Source organism: Microbulbifer hainanensis (assembly GCF_014904735.1).
Taxonomy (GTDB): domain Bacteria; phylum Pseudomonadota; class Gammaproteobacteria; order Pseudomonadales; family Cellvibrionaceae; genus Microbulbifer; species Microbulbifer hainanensis.
On the sequence record NZ_JACZCR010000047.1, the window covers coordinates 16657 to 30664 of the forward strand.

Sequence of the window (14008 nt, forward strand, 5' to 3'; positions counted from 1 at the left end):
TGGGCCCGAACATGAATCTATATCCACCCTGCGATATTTCTTGTACTGTAAAAGCTTCTAGCATTAGCGGGAGGGTGCATGTCCACCGAAGTCATTGATGCGGAAGTCTCGCCAACCGGCCAGTTCGATATCCTGTCCAAGTACGAAATTCACAAGCTCACGGACGACAGTCGCGGCCCCCAATACCAACTGTTCCGCAACTGCGCCCTCGCAGTACTCAACTGTGGAAACTACATGGACGATGGCAAAGAGTTGCTGGAAAAATACGCCGGCTTTGACATTGCCGTCGTCCCAACGGAACGCAGCGTCAAGCTCAAGGTAACCAACGCGCCCGCCAGCGCCTTTGTAGATGGCAAGATGATCCGCGGTATCGCCGAGCACCTCTTTGCGGTGCTGCGGGACATTATCTACGTCAACAGCGAAATCACCGGCGATCCGCGCTACGACCTGGTTTCCGCGCAGGGCGTCACCGACGCGGTATTCCATATCCTGCGCAACGCCGGCACGTTTGACCGGCACCGCTCACCGAGGCTGGTAGTGTGCTGGGGCGGGCACTCGATTTCGCGCGAGGAATACGATTACACCAAGGTAGTTGGCTACGAGCTGGCCCTGCGACACCTCGACATCTGCACCGGCTGCGGTCCGGGTGCAATGAAAGGGCCAATGAAAGGCGCGACTATCGGGCATGCCAAGCAGCGTTACCAGCACGGGCAGTATCTCGGTGTTTCCGAGCCCGGGATCATCGCCGCAGAGGCGCCGAACCCCATCGTCAACCAGCTGGTCATCATGCCGGATATCGAGAAGCGCCTGGAGGCGTTTGTGCGAACCGGGCACGGCATTGTCGTATTTCCAGGCGGTGCGGGCACGGCCGAGGAAATCCTCTATCTACTGGGAATACTCCTGCATGAGGACAACAAACAGCAGCCTTTCCCCCTGATCTTTACCGGCCCACACAGCGCGGCGGATTATTTCATCCGCATCGACCAGTTTATTGGCCAGACACTCGGAGAGGCAGCGCGGTCGCGATACCAGATCATCATCGACGACCCACAGGAAGTCGCGCGACAGATGACAGCCGGTATCCAGAGGGTGCAGCAATACCGCAAGGAAACCGGCGATGCCTACTACTTCAATTGGCAACTGAAAGTCTCGACAGAATTCCAGCGCCCGTTTGTGCCCACGCACGAAAACATGCGCGACCTCGCACTGCATACCAATCAGGAACCCTACCTGCTCGCCGCCAATCTGCGCCGGGCATTTTCCGGAATTGTGTCCGGCAACGTAAAAGACGCAGGTATTCGCAATGTCGCCAGAAATGGCCCCTACGAACTGAACGGCGACGCAACCCTCATGCACAGTATCGATACCCTGCTGGATTCCTTTGCCAAACAGCAGAGGATGAAACTGCCCGGTAAGGAGTACGTTGCCTGCTACAGAATCGGCGCGGACTGAAAGCTGAGCCTCGCTGGCCGCCAGCAAACCAACGCATCGAGGGCAGTCAGTGCGAAAACCGGAAACGGACAGGCCACAATAACCAATTGATTTTATTGAACTTTCCAGGTCATTCACGGCAGAATAGGTCAAAAATCAATCTGACCTGCAGAATCACCGGGCAACTGGTGGCGGCACTCCGGTAAATATAACCACGCGCGCCCGGGCAACTCGCCGATACCCGGTTTCATCACCCGCCTGACCCGCTACAATAGCGCCCCTTCCATCCTTAAATCTGACAACAAGAAGTAGCCTGTCCATGCCGCAAGCCGCGACCGCCAGCAAGACCAGTACCCAGCACACCCCGATGATGCAGCAGTACTTAAAGATCAAGGCCCAGCACCCCCAGGAGCTGGTGTTCTACCGCATGGGCGACTTCTACGAGCTGTTCTACGACGACGCCAAGCGCGCTGCCGAGCTCCTGGACGTGACCCTGACTGCCCGCGGCAAATCCGGCGGAGAGCCGATCCCAATGGCGGGAATCCCTTACCACGCCGCCGAAGGCTACCTGGCGCGGCTGATCAAGCAGGGCGTGTCCGTGGCCATCTGCGAGCAGATCGGCGATCCAGCCACCAGCAAAGGGCCGGTAGAACGCAAGGTGATGCGCATCGTCACACCGGGTACCGTCACCGACGAGGCGCTGCTGAACGAGCGCCGCGACAACCTGCTGGCCGCTGCGGCCCCGCTGGGCGACCAGTTTGGCCTGGCCCTGCTAGACTTGGCCACCGGCCGCTTCGTGGTGCAGGAAATGGAATCCGCCGAAGCGCTCGCGGAACAGGTGCAGCGCCACAGCCCAGCGGAGCTGCTGGTGCCGGAAGACCTGGCCCTGCCCGCGGACATCGAGCGCCGTGCAGGCCTGCGCCGCCGCGCGCCGTGGGAATTCGAGCTGGAAACGGCCCTGCGCCTGCTGAACCAGCAGTTCGGCACCCTCAATCTTGAGGCCTTCGGCTGCAGCCACATGCACGCTGCCGTCGTGGCCGCCGGCTGCCTGCTGCAGTACGCCCGCGACACACAGCGCACCGAACTTCCGCACATCCGCAGCCTGCAGACGGAGAGCAGCGACGACACCGTGGCACTGGATGGCGCCAGCCGCCGCAACCTGGAAATCGACCTGAACCTTTCCGGAGGCGACGACAACACCCTGCTGTCGGTCCTCGACAGCTGCAAGACCGCGATGGGCAGCCGCCTGCTGCGCCGCTGGCTGAACAACCCGCTGCGCCAGCTCACCGCACTGAACAACCGCCAGGACGCCATTGCCGCGCTGATCGACGGCTATCAGTTCGAACCGCTGCGCGATGCGCTCAAGCCGGTTGGCGATATGGAGCGCATTCTCGGCCGCCTGGCCCTGCGCTCGGCGCGCCCGCGGGACCTGGCGCGGCTCGGCCAGTCGCTGGCACAGTTTCCGGAAATCCAGCGCGAGCTGGCCGAAACCGAATCCGTGCTGCTGAAAGAACTGCTGCGGGAAATCGGCGAGTGGCCGGAAACTGTAGAACTCCTCGAGCGCGCGCTGGTGGAAAACCCGCCGGTGGTGATCCGCGAAGGCGGTGTTATTGCCACTGGCTACGACAGCGAGCTGGACGAGCTCCGCGCGATCAGCGAAAACGCCGGCGACTACCTGGTGCAGCTGGAAGTGCGCGAAAAAGAGCGTACCGGCATTCCCACCCTGAAGGTGGGCTACAACCGCGTGCACGGCTACTTTATCGAGATCAGCCGCGGCCAGAGCGACAAGGCGCCGGCGGACTATATCCGCCGCCAGACCCTGAAAAACGCCGAGCGCTTCATTACCCCGGAACTGAAAGAGTTCGAGGACAAGGCGCTATCCGCCAAGAGCCGCGCCCTGGCGCGGGAAAAGGCCCTGTACGAGGAGCTGATCACAAAACTCAATGAGTTCCTCGCGCAGCTACAGACTGCCGCGGCGGCGGTGTCCCAGCTGGACGTACTGGCGTGTCTCGCCGAGCGGGCCGACAACCTGCGCCTGTGCCGCCCGGAGCTCGGCACCGAGCCCGGCCTGCACATCGGCGCCGGCCGCCACCCGGTGGTGGAGCAGGTGCTGGACGAACCCTTCGTGGCCAACGATATCGAACTGCGCGACGACCGCCGCATGCTGGTGATCACCGGCCCGAACATGGGCGGTAAGTCCACTTATATGCGCCAGACCGCACTGATTGCCCTGCTCGCCCACTGCGGCAGCTATGTGCCGGCAGACTCCGCCAAAATCGGCCTGCTGGACCGTATCTTCACCCGTATCGGCAGCGCCGACGACCTGGCCGGAGGCCGCTCCACCTTTATGGTGGAAATGACCGAGACGGCGAATATCCTGCGCAACGCCAGCGAGCACAGCCTGGTGCTGATGGACGAGATCGGCCGCGGCACCAGCACCTACGACGGCCTGTCACTGGCCTGGGCCTGCGCGCACTACCTGGCGGACCAGGTACGTGCTTTCACGCTGTTCGCGACCCACTACTTCGAACTGACCGACCTGCCGAACCAGTGCCCGGAATCCGCCAATATCCACTTGAATGCCACTGAGCACGGCGACGACATCGTCTTCCTGCACCGCATCCAGGAGGGGCCAGCATCCAAGAGCTACGGACTGCAGGTGGCCAAACTGGCGGGAATCCCCGGCGACGTCCTGGTGGAGGCACGCCAGCGCTTGCACGCGCTCGAATCTGGCGACAGCGACAATTTCAGTGCGCAACCCGCCGTCGCCGCGGAGCCGCCACCGGCGTCCGCGCAGGCACCGGTGGCCACGGGCGAATCCCCTCGCCAGGTGGACCTTTTTGGGGCCCCCAGTCACCCTGCGGTCGACGCCCTTGAAGCACTAGATCCGGACGACCTGAGTCCGCGCCAGGCACTGGAGCAGCTCTATGCCCTACGCAAGCTCCTGTGACTCACTGCCACATCGACAGCGCGGGACTGGTGCCCCGCGTGCCCGGCAGTTATAAGAACCCAACCAATTTGACTGAAAAGCCACTACAATTCGCGCCAGTAATTGCTAAAATCCGCTGCTTCACCGATCTGGGTACTTTCGAGGGACAAGCATGACATTCGTAATTGGGGAAAACTGCATCAAGTGCAAATACACCGACTGTGTGGAAGTTTGCCCGGTGGACTGCTTCTATGAAGGCCCCAACTTCCTCGTGATCCACCCGGACGAATGCATCGACTGCGCCCTGTGCGAGCCGGAGTGCCCGGCGAACGCCATCTTTTCCGAAGACGAGGTCCCCGAGGACCAGCTGCAGTTCATCGAGCTCAACGCGGAACTGTCCGAAGTCTGGCCGAATATCACCGAGAAGAAAGATCCCCTGCCCGACGCGGCGGAGTGGGATGGTAAAAAAGGCAAACTGGATCAACTGGAACGCTGAATTTACCCGCGCAAAAGCCGTCCCGACGGCTTTTTTTATTGCCGATCCGGGTATCCCCGCTATCGACCAAGTAGTATTAAGACAGTCCCTACCATGAAAACGCTGCGTGTTCTCCTGCGACGCACCCTCGCGATCGCACTGCTGAGTATTCCCGCCGAAGTACTGGCCAACGACGACAAGAAGATCGCCCTGACCTTTGACGACGGGCCCCTGCCCGGCGCCACCGAAGCCCTGCTCGACGAATTGGATCGCCTGCAGATCAAGGCAACCTTTTTCCCGGTCGGCAGCGAAATGGAAAAGTTTCCCGAGCAGACCAAGGCGATCATTGACGCCGGCCACAGCGTCGGCAATCACACTTACTCCCACGCCAATCTGGCGGAGCTGGCAACCCCCCAGGCGAAAAAGGAAATTGCCGGAGCGACGCGTATCCTGCGTGAACTGGGCTACGAGGATCCGCTGATGTTCCGCCCGCCCTTCGGGCTACTGCCACAGCCGCTGGAGCGCGAACTGACTCGCGAGGGCACCCCGGTGGCACGCTGGGACCTGTTGCCGGAAGCGAAAACCGATATGGACGATCCGCAGGCCGTCGCCGACTATGTTGCGGACAACGCCTTCCCCGGCGCCATAGTGCTGCTGCATCCGATGTACGGCCAGCGCCGCCAAGTACTGGAGGCCCTGCCGCTGATCAGCGAACAGCTCCGCGACAGGGGCTACGAGTTTGCCACCCTGTCGGAAATGTTACTCGACGCCGATTGAACCGGCGCCGCGACCGTTCAGCTCGCGGACTTCTCCCACAGCGTATCGCATCGACCGGATCCGCCTGGTCGGCGGCGCGATCTGTCCGGCATTCAACGCCGCATGAAAACGCCTCGACAAACTGCGCGCGTATTTATCGCTATTTCCCCATCCTCCGAACCAACAGCTCGTCGCGAGACTTGCCTGGCCCAACCAGTGAACACGGACAGGACACATCCCTTGATCTAATTTTCACGCGATTAAAGTGGTGGTCGACGCAAGGTAACCCTATAAATTAGAACCATCGACTCACGGCACATCATGCCCCTACCGGTGTGGTCGGCGGTGAGACGGTGAACTGAGAGCCGCCGCTAGCGGTTTTTTCCTGACACAACAGGAGTATTACCATGTTGCGCTGGGCCATTATCTTCTTTGTGATCGCACTGATCGCGGCATTCTTCGGTTTCGGCGGCGTCGCTTCCGCAGCCTCAGGTGCGGCTAAAGTGCTCTTCTTCGTATTTATTGCACTGTTCGTGCTGGCACTTATTTTCGGCCGTCGCGGACCGCCCAAATAGCTTCGCTCACGAATCAAAACCGGCGGCTCAGGCCGCCGGCTTTTGCTGTCCCCCGCCCGCCTCTGAATCATCCTCCGCCTTACAGGCCGCACCGTTAAAACCTCCACGGTGTCCACTCTCTGCGCAACCTCTTCCAGCGACGGGAATGATCTTCCCGGTGATAGCCGCCAGCGAGTCAATCAAAGGGAGATTTCCACGCCCAATTTGTAAAGCACACTTGACATAAGGTGCTGCCGCGCAGTCCAATCAGATGACAAGCTAACTTTACATGGAGGTACTATGTCCAGACGGCCCAGACGCCCACTTCACCGGTATTCCTTTCCTCTCATTACCGGCCTGTTTTCCCTGACAACACTCTGCGCCGGCCTGGCGTTGAGCACGGTGCCCGAAGACTCGATGTGGCGCTTCCCGTTGCTACTGGGGCCAATCGTCCCGGCGGCTGGCCTGGTGATCATTGCAACCCGCTACCTGCTCGCACGCGACGAACTGGAACAGCGGGTACAGATGATTGCCGCCACCGTGTCGCTGTTGATCACCGTGACTTTCACGCTTACCTACGGTTTGTTGGAATCCCGTGCGGGTTTTCCCAGCCTCAACGCCACATGGACCGCACTGCTGATTCTGGTGAGCTGGATCATGACCGGGAATATTGTGCGCAGGCGCTACAGGTAACCCCGGGCGATGAAGAACTGCCTGAAAGCTTTGCGCGCCGAACGGCGCTGGACGCAGCAGCAACTGGCCGACGCGCTGGGGGTCAGCCGGCAGACCGTAAATGCGATTGAAAAAGGGAAGTTCGATCCGAGTCTGCCGGTGGCATTTCGCCTCGCCGCGCTGTTTGCCTGCCGGATTGAGGATATCTTCTCGCCAAATTCAGGATAAAGGAGCCCGCACCAACGGCACTGGTGCAGGAACTGCGACTGCAGAACCTAGTTCTCCAGCCCCAGTACATCCGCAAAGTTGTTGAATCCGGTCACCATTTCCATGACCCCCAGCGCCTCGACGATTTCGTCATCACTCGCACCGACCTGGTGGGCCTTGGCAATCAGGTGCTCGCCGTGGTCGAAGGGCGCCAGGTTGGCGTGGCGCGCGAGGTCAAACAGAGCGTGCTCCTTGGGGGGATAGTGCACGTGCTTGGGGTCGGTGCGAATATGCAGCACTTCCTTCGGATCCACGCCCAGCTCCTGCAACATGGCGCTGTGGTGGTAGATACCATAGTCGCAGTTGTTATCAGCTGAAACCACCAGGGCGATGCCCTCCTTGAGCTGTGCCGACAGGCACCCGTGCAGCATCAACGTTTTGAATTTTTCCCAGTTGGCTTGCAGCAAGGCTGGGTGCTGGGCAAAGGCGCGGAACAGATTGGGCACACTCCCCAATTCACTTTCCATCTCTTCAAAGACTTTCTGCACCCGCTCGTCCGCGGGTCCCTCCACCAGGGGTATACGACTCATAGTTCACCTGCCCGAGCTGCCTGCAGCTCTCTGTTCACCTACCCGATTCCATTGCTTCCAAATTCGCTTTTCGCGCTGACCACATACTGTATATAATCCCAGCATGCGAAAGATCATCCACTGCGACTGCGACTGCTTTTACGCTTCAGTCGAAATGCGCGACGACCCGAACCTCCGCGGCCGTCCTCTCGCAGTGGGCGGCGCCAGTGACCGGCGCGGTGTCATTTCCACCTGTAATTACGAGGCGCGCAGCTATGGCGTGCGTTCCGCCATGCCCAGCGCCCAGGCAAAAAAACTTTGCCCTGACCTGATTGTAGTACCGGGCAACATGAAAAAATATCGAGAGATCAGCGGCCAAATCCGGGATATTTTCCTGGATTATAGCGACGCTATAGAACCGCTATCCCTCGATGAAGCCTTTCTGGATGTCACTGGCAGCGGCCACTGCCAAGGCAGTGCCACGCTGATCGCCGAGGAGATCCGCCGGCGGGTACGCGAAGAGCTGGGTATCACCATCTCCGCCGGGGTAGCACCGAACAAGTTTCTCGCCAAGATCGCCAGCGACTGGCGCAAACCCGACGGGCTGACGGTGATCGTGCCAGACGCAGTCGACCAGTTCGTCCTGCGGCTGCCGGTCAACAAGATTCACGGCGTCGGTCGCGTAACGGCGGAAAAGATGCTGCGCCGCGGCATCCGCACCTGTGCCGATCTGCGCGGCTATTCGCAGGTCGAGCTGACCCGGGACTTCGGCAAATTTGGCCAGCGCCTCTATGAACTGTGCCGGGGTATCGACGAACGCCCAGTCAGTGGTGACGGTGCGCGCAAGAGCGTCAGTGTCGAGCATACATTCAGCGAGGACCTGCCGACCCTGGAAGACTGGCAGGAGCAGCTCACAGGACTCTACATGCGCCTGCTGGAACGGCTCGACAACCTGGACGAGCGCTATCAGATTAGTGGCGCGTCGGTAAAAGTGAAGTACGGCGACTTTTCCACCGCCACCCAGGAGCGCGCCAGTCACGCTGCGCGAATCTCCGAGTTTAAACACCTGCTACAACAGAGTTGGGACAGGCGTCCGGAGCCCATCCGCCTGCTCGGCGTGGGAGTAAAACTCAAGGATTTACGTGCCGAATTTGGACCCGAGCAACTCCCCCTACCCCTGCCAGCGGTAAACAGCCTGTCCGCTTGATTCGGGCCCTGCACGCAAATCCGGCCGGGTAACGGCTACCGCCTGGCACGTACCAGTCAGTAAATTTGGCGCCGCCAGACACTCACTACAGACAGGACTGCAAAGCCGCGAACTATACTCCCCAGACTACCGGCAAGGTGCGGGCCGATGAAAAAAGTACTCCCCAGCGCCGCTGTAAGTTGGTTCCTGAATTACGCCAGGAAGCTGGAACATCCGCAGCTGTTCAAGTGGATTTGCGCCATATTTCTGGTGAATCTGTTTATCCCCGACCCGGTACCACTTGTAGACGAACTGCTGCTGGGAATGGTTGCCCTTTATCTGGCCCGCCAGAAGAAAGCGCCAGACCAGTCCGGTGAAAAAACAGTAGGTAGTGGCAGAGGTGAGCGGGTCAAGGAAGAGCCGCAGACCGGGGAACGCCATAAATTCTGACCTGCGTCAGAAGGGCCGCCAGCCAGCGAAACGCTTCGATGGCGTTATCGCTGCCAATCGTTCAAAAAGGTGTACAGCGCATGGAGGCGCGATAAATGTCCTGGAAAGACTTTCAGCACCTGAGTGACGAGGCCCTGCTCGATTACTACCACTCCACGCGCAATATCAAGGCGTTCCGCCAGCTTTACGCCCGCCATAAAGACTGCCTTTATCGCTACTGCACGCAAATGAATTTTGCGGGCGCAGCGAGCGTGCTGGAGGAACTCTGGAGGGGGCTGCTCGAGCGCCCACCACAGCTCTGCGGCCGCCTGCTGCGCAGCTGGTTATTTATTCGCGTCAACAAACTGTTGCGCAACTATGCCGGCGCAGATCCGGATGCCAAACAGAATTCTCTCCTCCCTGACAGCCAACTCCTGCAGGGCATTCAGCAACTTTCCCGGACTGAGCGCAATATTCTGCTGCTCCACCTGGAATGCGAGTTGCCGCTCGCCACAGTTGCCGATATCGAAAAAATTTCCCTTAAATCCTGCCGCGAACACTATCGCAGCGGCAAGGATAAACTGGACGAATTTTTACACGGTTCCAAAAGGAAACCTTGGCGTATCGAAGAGGTAGAGGTAACTGTATGAGCGTATGGGAGCATCAATACCGGGACGCAGTAGCAGAAATCACTTCCCCGGGAACTCTCGATGAAAAAATCCTGCTGCAGGCCCGCCAGTTCAAGCCGGTCAAGCAGGAAAACCGCTGGCTGTCCAAAGCGGCTGGCAGTTGTGCAGCTGTGGCAGTCATCGTGCTGCTGGTCCATCCGGCGCAATATCTTGGCGCCCTGACACCGAAACAGCGCGGCGCACAGAGTAACGAAAGCAGTTCGCTGACAAACTGGCAGCTACAGAAACCCTTACCGGCAACCGGTACAGATCCCTGGTTCGAACTCCGCAGCGAAGTACAGGCGGGAAATTATATGCGCCTCTGCCAGCAGTGGCGCCACGAACAACGTGGCATCACCGCGGATAAGCTGCCCCGCGACCTCGCCAACAAAGCGCGTAAACACTGCCGCTTACTGCCCACGCATTAACCACCCGTGGCGGGGCGGCACTCTGCTGCGCCGCTACCGCTTACTTCAGTGTCAGTATCACTTTACCCCGTGCGCGACGTTCGGTGATCGACGCGAAGGCCTGTACATACTCTTCAAACCGATAAACTTCGGTTGTCAGCGGGTTCAGTTTTCCCTCCTCGACCATCTGCAACAGCTCGGCAAAATTCTGCAGGTTGGCTTTGGGATCTCTCTGCGCCCAGCTGCCCCAGAAAATTCCCATAATATCGCCCGCTTTAAGCAGTGGCAGGTTCAGCGGCAACCTGGGAATATCCCCCGAAGCGAAACCAATGACCAGGTAACGCCCACACCAGGCGATAGAACGGTAGGCTTCTTCCGTGTAGTCGCCACCGACCGGATCGTAGATAACATCAGCACCCTTGCCACCGGTCAGTTCCTTGATGCGATCCTTGAGGTTTTCCTCTGAGTAATTGATCAGCTCATCCGCACCCACCTCGCGGCAAAACTCCAGCTTTTCCGCACTGGATGCGCAGGCAATCACCCGGGCCCCGAGAGACTTACCCAACTGGATGGCAGTCACACCGACACCACCCGCTGCTCCCAGCACCACCAGGGTTTCGCCCGGTTCCAGGGCTGCGCGTTGCTTGAGCGCGTAATAGGAAGTGGCATAGGTGATACAGAATCCGGCAGCCTGTTCGAAACTGAGTTTTTCCGGCATCGGCACCAGCAGTTTCTGGTCCACGTTAACCTGCTCTGCAAATGCGGACATGCCCGGCATGGCGATCACGCGGTCGCCAACCTTGAAGTTTTTCACCGCGCTGCCCACAGCACTGATTACACCGGCACATTCGCCACCGGGCACAAACGGTAGTGGTGGTTTCACCTGGTATTTTCCGGCAATGATCAGCGAATCCGGGAAATTGATGCCCGCGGCACGCACATCAATACGCACCTCGCTTTCTTTCAGTTCCGGAAGTTCCCGCTCGGCAATGACCAGCGTTTCCGCAGTACCGTATTCCTCGCACACCAGAGCGCGCATACATTTCTCCAATTCTTCAATCTAAACCAAGTTTGACGGCGACGAAAAGATCACACCACTTCAAACAGCCCGGCCGCCCCCATGCCGCCGCCCACGCACATGGTAACCACGACATACTTGACCCCGCGGCGTTTGCCTTCCAGCAGTGCGTGCCCGACCATGCGCGCACCACTCATGCCATACGGGTGGCCGATGGAAATGGCCCCGCCGTTGACATTGAGTCGGTCGTTATCGATTCCCAACTTGTCACGGCAGTAGAGTACCTGTACCGCAAAGGCTTCGTTCAGTTCCCACAGGCCGATATCGTCCATGGAGAGCCCTGTCCGCTTGAGCAGCTTGGGAATGGCATAGACGGGGCCGATACCCATTTCGTCCGGCTCGCAACCGGCCACTGCCATTCCCCGGTAGATACCCAGCGGCTGCAGGTTGCGCTGCTCTGCAAGCGCGCGATCCATCAGCACCATCGCCGCCGCACCATCGGACAACTGCGACGCGTTGCCAGCGGTGATGATGCCGCCCTCGCGCACCGGCTTTAACCCCTGCAACCCTTCGAGCGTCGTCTGCGGCCGGTTGCCCTCGTCCTGGGCCAGCGTGACTTCCTCATAGGAAATCTCGCCGCTCTCTTTGTCGAATACGCCCTTGGTGCAGGTTACCGGGATGATTTCGTCTTTGAATAGATTGGCCTGCTGCGCGGCCGCGGTGCGCATCTGCGACTGCAACGCATATTCATCCTGGCGCTCGCGCCCAATACCGTAGCGCTCGGCAACCACCTCCGCCGTGTCGATCATCGGCATATAGATCGCCTTGTGCATTTCGAGCAGCCCCGGATCCGTCGCCCGGAAACTGTTCATGTGCTCGTTCTGCACTAGGGAGATCTGCTCCAGTCCGCCCGCCACAGCAACCGGGCAACCATCCTGCACAATCTGCTTGGCCGCCGTCGCCACCGCCATCAGGCCCGACGAACACTGGCGATCGATGGTCATGCCGGCAACGCTGACCGGCAGCCCTGCGCGCAGCGCGATCTGGCGCGCCGCATTCAGACCCGTGGTGCCCTGCTGCATGGCCACGCCGAAAATACAGTCGTCGACTTCTGCCGCTTCGATTCCAGCGCGCTCGACTGCGGCGCTGACCGCGTGCGCGGCGAGGCTGGGGCCCTCGAGATTATTGAATGCACCGCGATAGGCCTTGCCGATCGGCGTGCGTGCGGTAGAGACGATAACGGCTTCTTTCATGATGGTTTCCTCAATTCAGTCGCGAATTGATATTCAGCTCAATTCCACATCCAGCGCAGCTGCGGCTTTCTGCACAAATTTGACGGTCTGATTCAGGCCGCCGACCAGTTCTTTCTGGGCACTCTCATCCGAGATTGCGTCCAGGTTGGCAAGTACATCTTCCGCTGTCTGCCGTTCCGGTGGCAGATAGACACCATCGGTTTCCACAATCCTGGCGCGGGCAAATGCACCGGCGCCGGCACCCAGAATAAAGCGATTGGGCGCATCTTCTGCCACCAGAGCGACCAGGCCCGCGGTAACCGATTCCGGCGTCATCAGATCGAGAATTTTCTCATCGGTAATAATGTCTTCCGTCATTCGGGTACGCGCAGTCGGCGACAGGCAGTTGATCTTGATACCGTACTTTTCACCCTCCAGATACAGGGTGTTCATCAGCCCCACCAGCGCCATCTTGGCGGCACCGTAGTTGGACTGGCCGAAGTTACCGTAAAGCCCGGAAGAGGAAGTGGTCATGACAATACGGCCGTAATTCTGCTCACGCATCAGGCCCCAAACCGCCTTGGTGCAGTTGACCGAGCCCATCAGGTGCACTTCCATCACAAGTTTAAAATCGTCCAGATCCGCCTTGGCGAAGGATTTGTCCCTCAATATACCGGCATTGTTCACCAGAATATCCACGCGACCCCATTGATCCACGGCCTCTTTGACCATGGCTTCCACTTCACCGTAACGGGTCACATTGGCGCCGTTGGCGATGGCCTCGCCCCCGAAACCGCGAATCTCTGCCACCACCTGCTCCGCCGCGGACAGAGATGCGCCGGAACCGTCCCGCGCGCCGCCCAGATCGTTGACGACGACACGCGCTCCGCGTCGCGCCAGTTCCAGCGCGTGGGATTTTCCAAGGCCGTTGCCGGCGCCGGTCACAATGGCGACCTGCCCATCAAATCGAATGCTCATATCGCTGACTCTCTCAAAACCGATTTTTTAGACGAATTGCATAAACAGCCACTCGGCAATCAACGCCGGTTTCTCCTGCCCCTCAATCTCCATGGTGACTTCCAGCTTCAACTGAAACTGGTTCGGGCTTTTCTCCTGGATATCCAGAACCTTCGCCCGCACGCGGACATTGCTGTCGACCTTGACGGGATTGATAAAGCGCACTTTATCCAGGCCATAGTTAACCCCCATCTGCACGCCCTCGATACCAATTTGCAGTTGTTCCGCAAAATAGGACAGCAGTGACAGAGTCAGGAAGCCGTGGGCAATAGTCCCGCCGAACGGGGTCTGTTTGGCCGCCTCGGGATCCACATGGATAAACTGGCGATCGAGGGTGCACTCGGCAAAGGTATCAATACGGTGCTGATCTATTTTCAGCCAGTCGGTGGCCTCACTTTCAAACCCGATGAATGCCTGGATCTGGTCGCGGGGAATCAATGTCGTCATGGTGTACTCCT

General features: G+C 59.4%; 16 protein-coding genes. 11 read left to right on the forward strand and 5 right to left on the reverse strand.

All coding sequences use genetic code 11. The annotated features are described in order from the left end of the window. Positions 1–78 precede the first annotated feature (78 nt). From ppnN to IG168_RS17400, 7 genes are all read left to right on the forward strand, one after another. Positions 79–1452 (forward strand): nucleotide 5'-monophosphate nucleosidase PpnN, encoded by a 1374-nt coding sequence (ppnN, locus tag IG168_RS17370; protein ID WP_226877102.1) that lies wholly within the window; start codon positions 79–81, stop codon positions 1450–1452. Between the two features lie 298 nt (positions 1453–1750). Beyond that, the gene (mutS, locus tag IG168_RS17375; protein ID WP_226877103.1) at positions 1751–4381 is read left to right on the forward strand and encodes a DNA mismatch repair protein MutS; all 2631 of its coding nucleotides are present in this window, start codon (positions 1751–1753) and stop codon (positions 4379–4381) included. Positions 4382–4532: 151 nt separating this feature from the next. Further along, a complete protein-coding gene (gene fdxA / locus IG168_RS17380) occupies positions 4533–4856 on the forward strand; it encodes a ferredoxin FdxA (RefSeq protein WP_193165869.1) in 324 nt (107 codons plus the stop codon). A 93-nt stretch (positions 4857–4949) separates the two neighbouring features. Next, positions 4950–5612 (forward strand): polysaccharide deacetylase family protein, encoded by a 663-nt coding sequence (locus tag IG168_RS17385; protein ID WP_193165870.1) that lies wholly within the window; start codon positions 4950–4952, stop codon positions 5610–5612. A gap of 386 nt (positions 5613–5998) precedes the next feature. Continuing rightward, a complete protein-coding gene (locus tag IG168_RS17390) occupies positions 5999–6166 on the forward strand; it encodes a DUF1328 domain-containing protein (RefSeq protein ID WP_193165871.1) in 168 nt (55 codons plus the stop codon). 279 nt (positions 6167–6445) lie between these two features. Next, complete coding sequence (locus IG168_RS17395) at positions 6446–6838, forward strand: hypothetical protein (RefSeq protein ID WP_193165872.1); 393 nt, start codon at positions 6446–6448, stop codon at positions 6836–6838. Between the two features lie 9 nt (positions 6839–6847). Then, positions 6848–7045: a helix-turn-helix transcriptional regulator gene (locus IG168_RS17400; protein WP_193165873.1), complete on the forward strand. Its 198-nt coding sequence runs from the start codon at positions 6848–6850 to the stop codon at positions 7043–7045. 47 nt (positions 7046–7092) lie between these two features. Here the strand turns inward: IG168_RS17400 and IG168_RS17405 are convergent, their stop codons facing one another. Further along, complete coding sequence (locus IG168_RS17405) at positions 7093–7614, reverse strand: peroxidase-related enzyme (RefSeq protein ID WP_193165874.1); 522 nt, start codon at positions 7612–7614, stop codon at positions 7093–7095. A gap of 103 nt (positions 7615–7717) precedes the next feature. Between IG168_RS17405 and dinB the strand changes: the two genes are divergently transcribed. From dinB to IG168_RS17425, 4 genes are all read left to right on the forward strand, one after another. Next, complete coding sequence (gene dinB, locus IG168_RS17410) at positions 7718–8800, forward strand: DNA polymerase IV (protein WP_193165875.1); 1083 nt, start codon at positions 7718–7720, stop codon at positions 8798–8800. Positions 8801–8947: 147 nt separating this feature from the next. Beyond that, complete coding sequence (locus IG168_RS17415) at positions 8948–9229, forward strand: DUF6116 family protein (RefSeq protein WP_226877104.1); 282 nt, start codon at positions 8948–8950, stop codon at positions 9227–9229. A gap of 95 nt (positions 9230–9324) precedes the next feature. Further along, positions 9325–9858 carry an RNA polymerase sigma factor gene (locus IG168_RS17420; protein ID WP_193165876.1) on the forward strand — a complete coding sequence of 178 codons (534 nt, stop codon included), beginning with the start codon at positions 9325–9327 and terminating at the stop codon, positions 9856–9858. Beyond that, on the forward strand, positions 9855–10304 hold the full coding sequence (locus IG168_RS17425) for a hypothetical protein (protein ID WP_193165877.1): 450 nt from the start codon (positions 9855–9857) through the stop codon (positions 10302–10304). Before IG168_RS17420 ends, IG168_RS17425 begins: the two co-directional genes overlap by 4 nt. Before the next feature lie 40 nt (positions 10305–10344). On the opposite strand, the gene IG168_RS17430 is transcribed toward IG168_RS17425, so the two are convergent. The 4 genes from IG168_RS17430 to IG168_RS17445 are packed head-to-tail and all read right to left on the reverse strand — an operon-like array spanning position 10345 to position 13997. Further along, on the reverse strand, positions 10345–11322 hold the full coding sequence (locus IG168_RS17430; RefSeq protein ID WP_193165878.1) for an NADPH:quinone oxidoreductase family protein: 978 nt from the start codon (positions 11320–11322) through the stop codon (positions 10345–10347). A gap of 50 nt (positions 11323–11372) precedes the next feature. Continuing rightward, positions 11373–12554, reverse strand: a complete 1182-nt coding sequence (locus tag IG168_RS17435; protein ID WP_193165879.1) for an acetyl-CoA C-acyltransferase — start codon at positions 12552–12554, stop codon at positions 11373–11375. Between the two features lie 33 nt (positions 12555–12587). After that, positions 12588–13511, reverse strand: coding sequence for an SDR family NAD(P)-dependent oxidoreductase (locus IG168_RS17440; protein ID WP_193165880.1), 924 nt, complete (start codon positions 13509–13511; stop codon positions 12588–12590). A gap of 27 nt (positions 13512–13538) precedes the next feature. Continuing rightward, positions 13539–13997: a MaoC family dehydratase gene (locus IG168_RS17445; RefSeq protein WP_193165881.1), complete on the reverse strand. Its 459-nt coding sequence runs from the start codon at positions 13995–13997 to the stop codon at positions 13539–13541. Between the last annotated feature and the right edge of the window lie 11 nt (positions 13998–14008).

Bases quoted from the DNA above. Each gene is read 5' to 3' on its own strand.
- IG168_RS17395 (WP_193165872.1), top strand. From the start codon at position 6,446: ATGTCCAGACGGCCCAGACGCCCACTTCACCGGTATTCCTTTCCTCTC.
- IG168_RS17390 (WP_193165871.1), top strand. From the start codon at position 5,999: ATGTTGCGCTGGGCCATTATCTTCTTTGTGATCGCACTGATCGCGGCA.
- IG168_RS17420 (WP_193165876.1), top strand. From the start codon at position 9,325: ATGTCCTGGAAAGACTTTCAGCACCTGAGTGACGAGGCCCTGCTCGAT.
- IG168_RS17445 (WP_193165881.1), bottom strand. From the start codon at position 13,997: ATGACGACATTGATTCCCCGCGACCAGATCCAGGCATTCATCGGGTTT.
- IG168_RS17405 (WP_193165874.1), bottom strand. From the start codon at position 7,614: ATGAGTCGTATACCCCTGGTGGAGGGACCCGCGGACGAGCGGGTGCAG.
- IG168_RS17385 (WP_193165870.1), top strand. From the start codon at position 4,950: ATGAAAACGCTGCGTGTTCTCCTGCGACGCACCCTCGCGATCGCACTG.
- dinB (WP_193165875.1), top strand. From the start codon at position 7,718: ATGCGAAAGATCATCCACTGCGACTGCGACTGCTTTTACGCTTCAGTC.
- IG168_RS17400 (WP_193165873.1), top strand. From the start codon at position 6,848: ATGAAGAACTGCCTGAAAGCTTTGCGCGCCGAACGGCGCTGGACGCAG.
- ppnN (WP_226877102.1), top strand. From the start codon at position 79: ATGTCCACCGAAGTCATTGATGCGGAAGTCTCGCCAACCGGCCAGTTC.
- fdxA (WP_193165869.1), top strand. From the start codon at position 4,533: ATGACATTCGTAATTGGGGAAAACTGCATCAAGTGCAAATACACCGAC.
- IG168_RS17440 (WP_193165880.1), bottom strand. From the start codon at position 13,511: ATGAGCATTCGATTTGATGGGCAGGTCGCCATTGTGACCGGCGCCGGC.
- IG168_RS17435 (WP_193165879.1), bottom strand. From the start codon at position 12,554: ATGAAAGAAGCCGTTATCGTCTCTACCGCACGCACGCCGATCGGCAAG.
- mutS (WP_226877103.1), top strand. From the start codon at position 1,751: ATGCCGCAAGCCGCGACCGCCAGCAAGACCAGTACCCAGCACACCCCG.
- IG168_RS17430 (WP_193165878.1), bottom strand. From the start codon at position 11,322: ATGCGCGCTCTGGTGTGCGAGGAATACGGTACTGCGGAAACGCTGGTC.
- IG168_RS17415 (WP_226877104.1), top strand. From the start codon at position 8,948: ATGAAAAAAGTACTCCCCAGCGCCGCTGTAAGTTGGTTCCTGAATTAC.
- IG168_RS17425 (WP_193165877.1), top strand. From the start codon at position 9,855: ATGAGCGTATGGGAGCATCAATACCGGGACGCAGTAGCAGAAATCACT.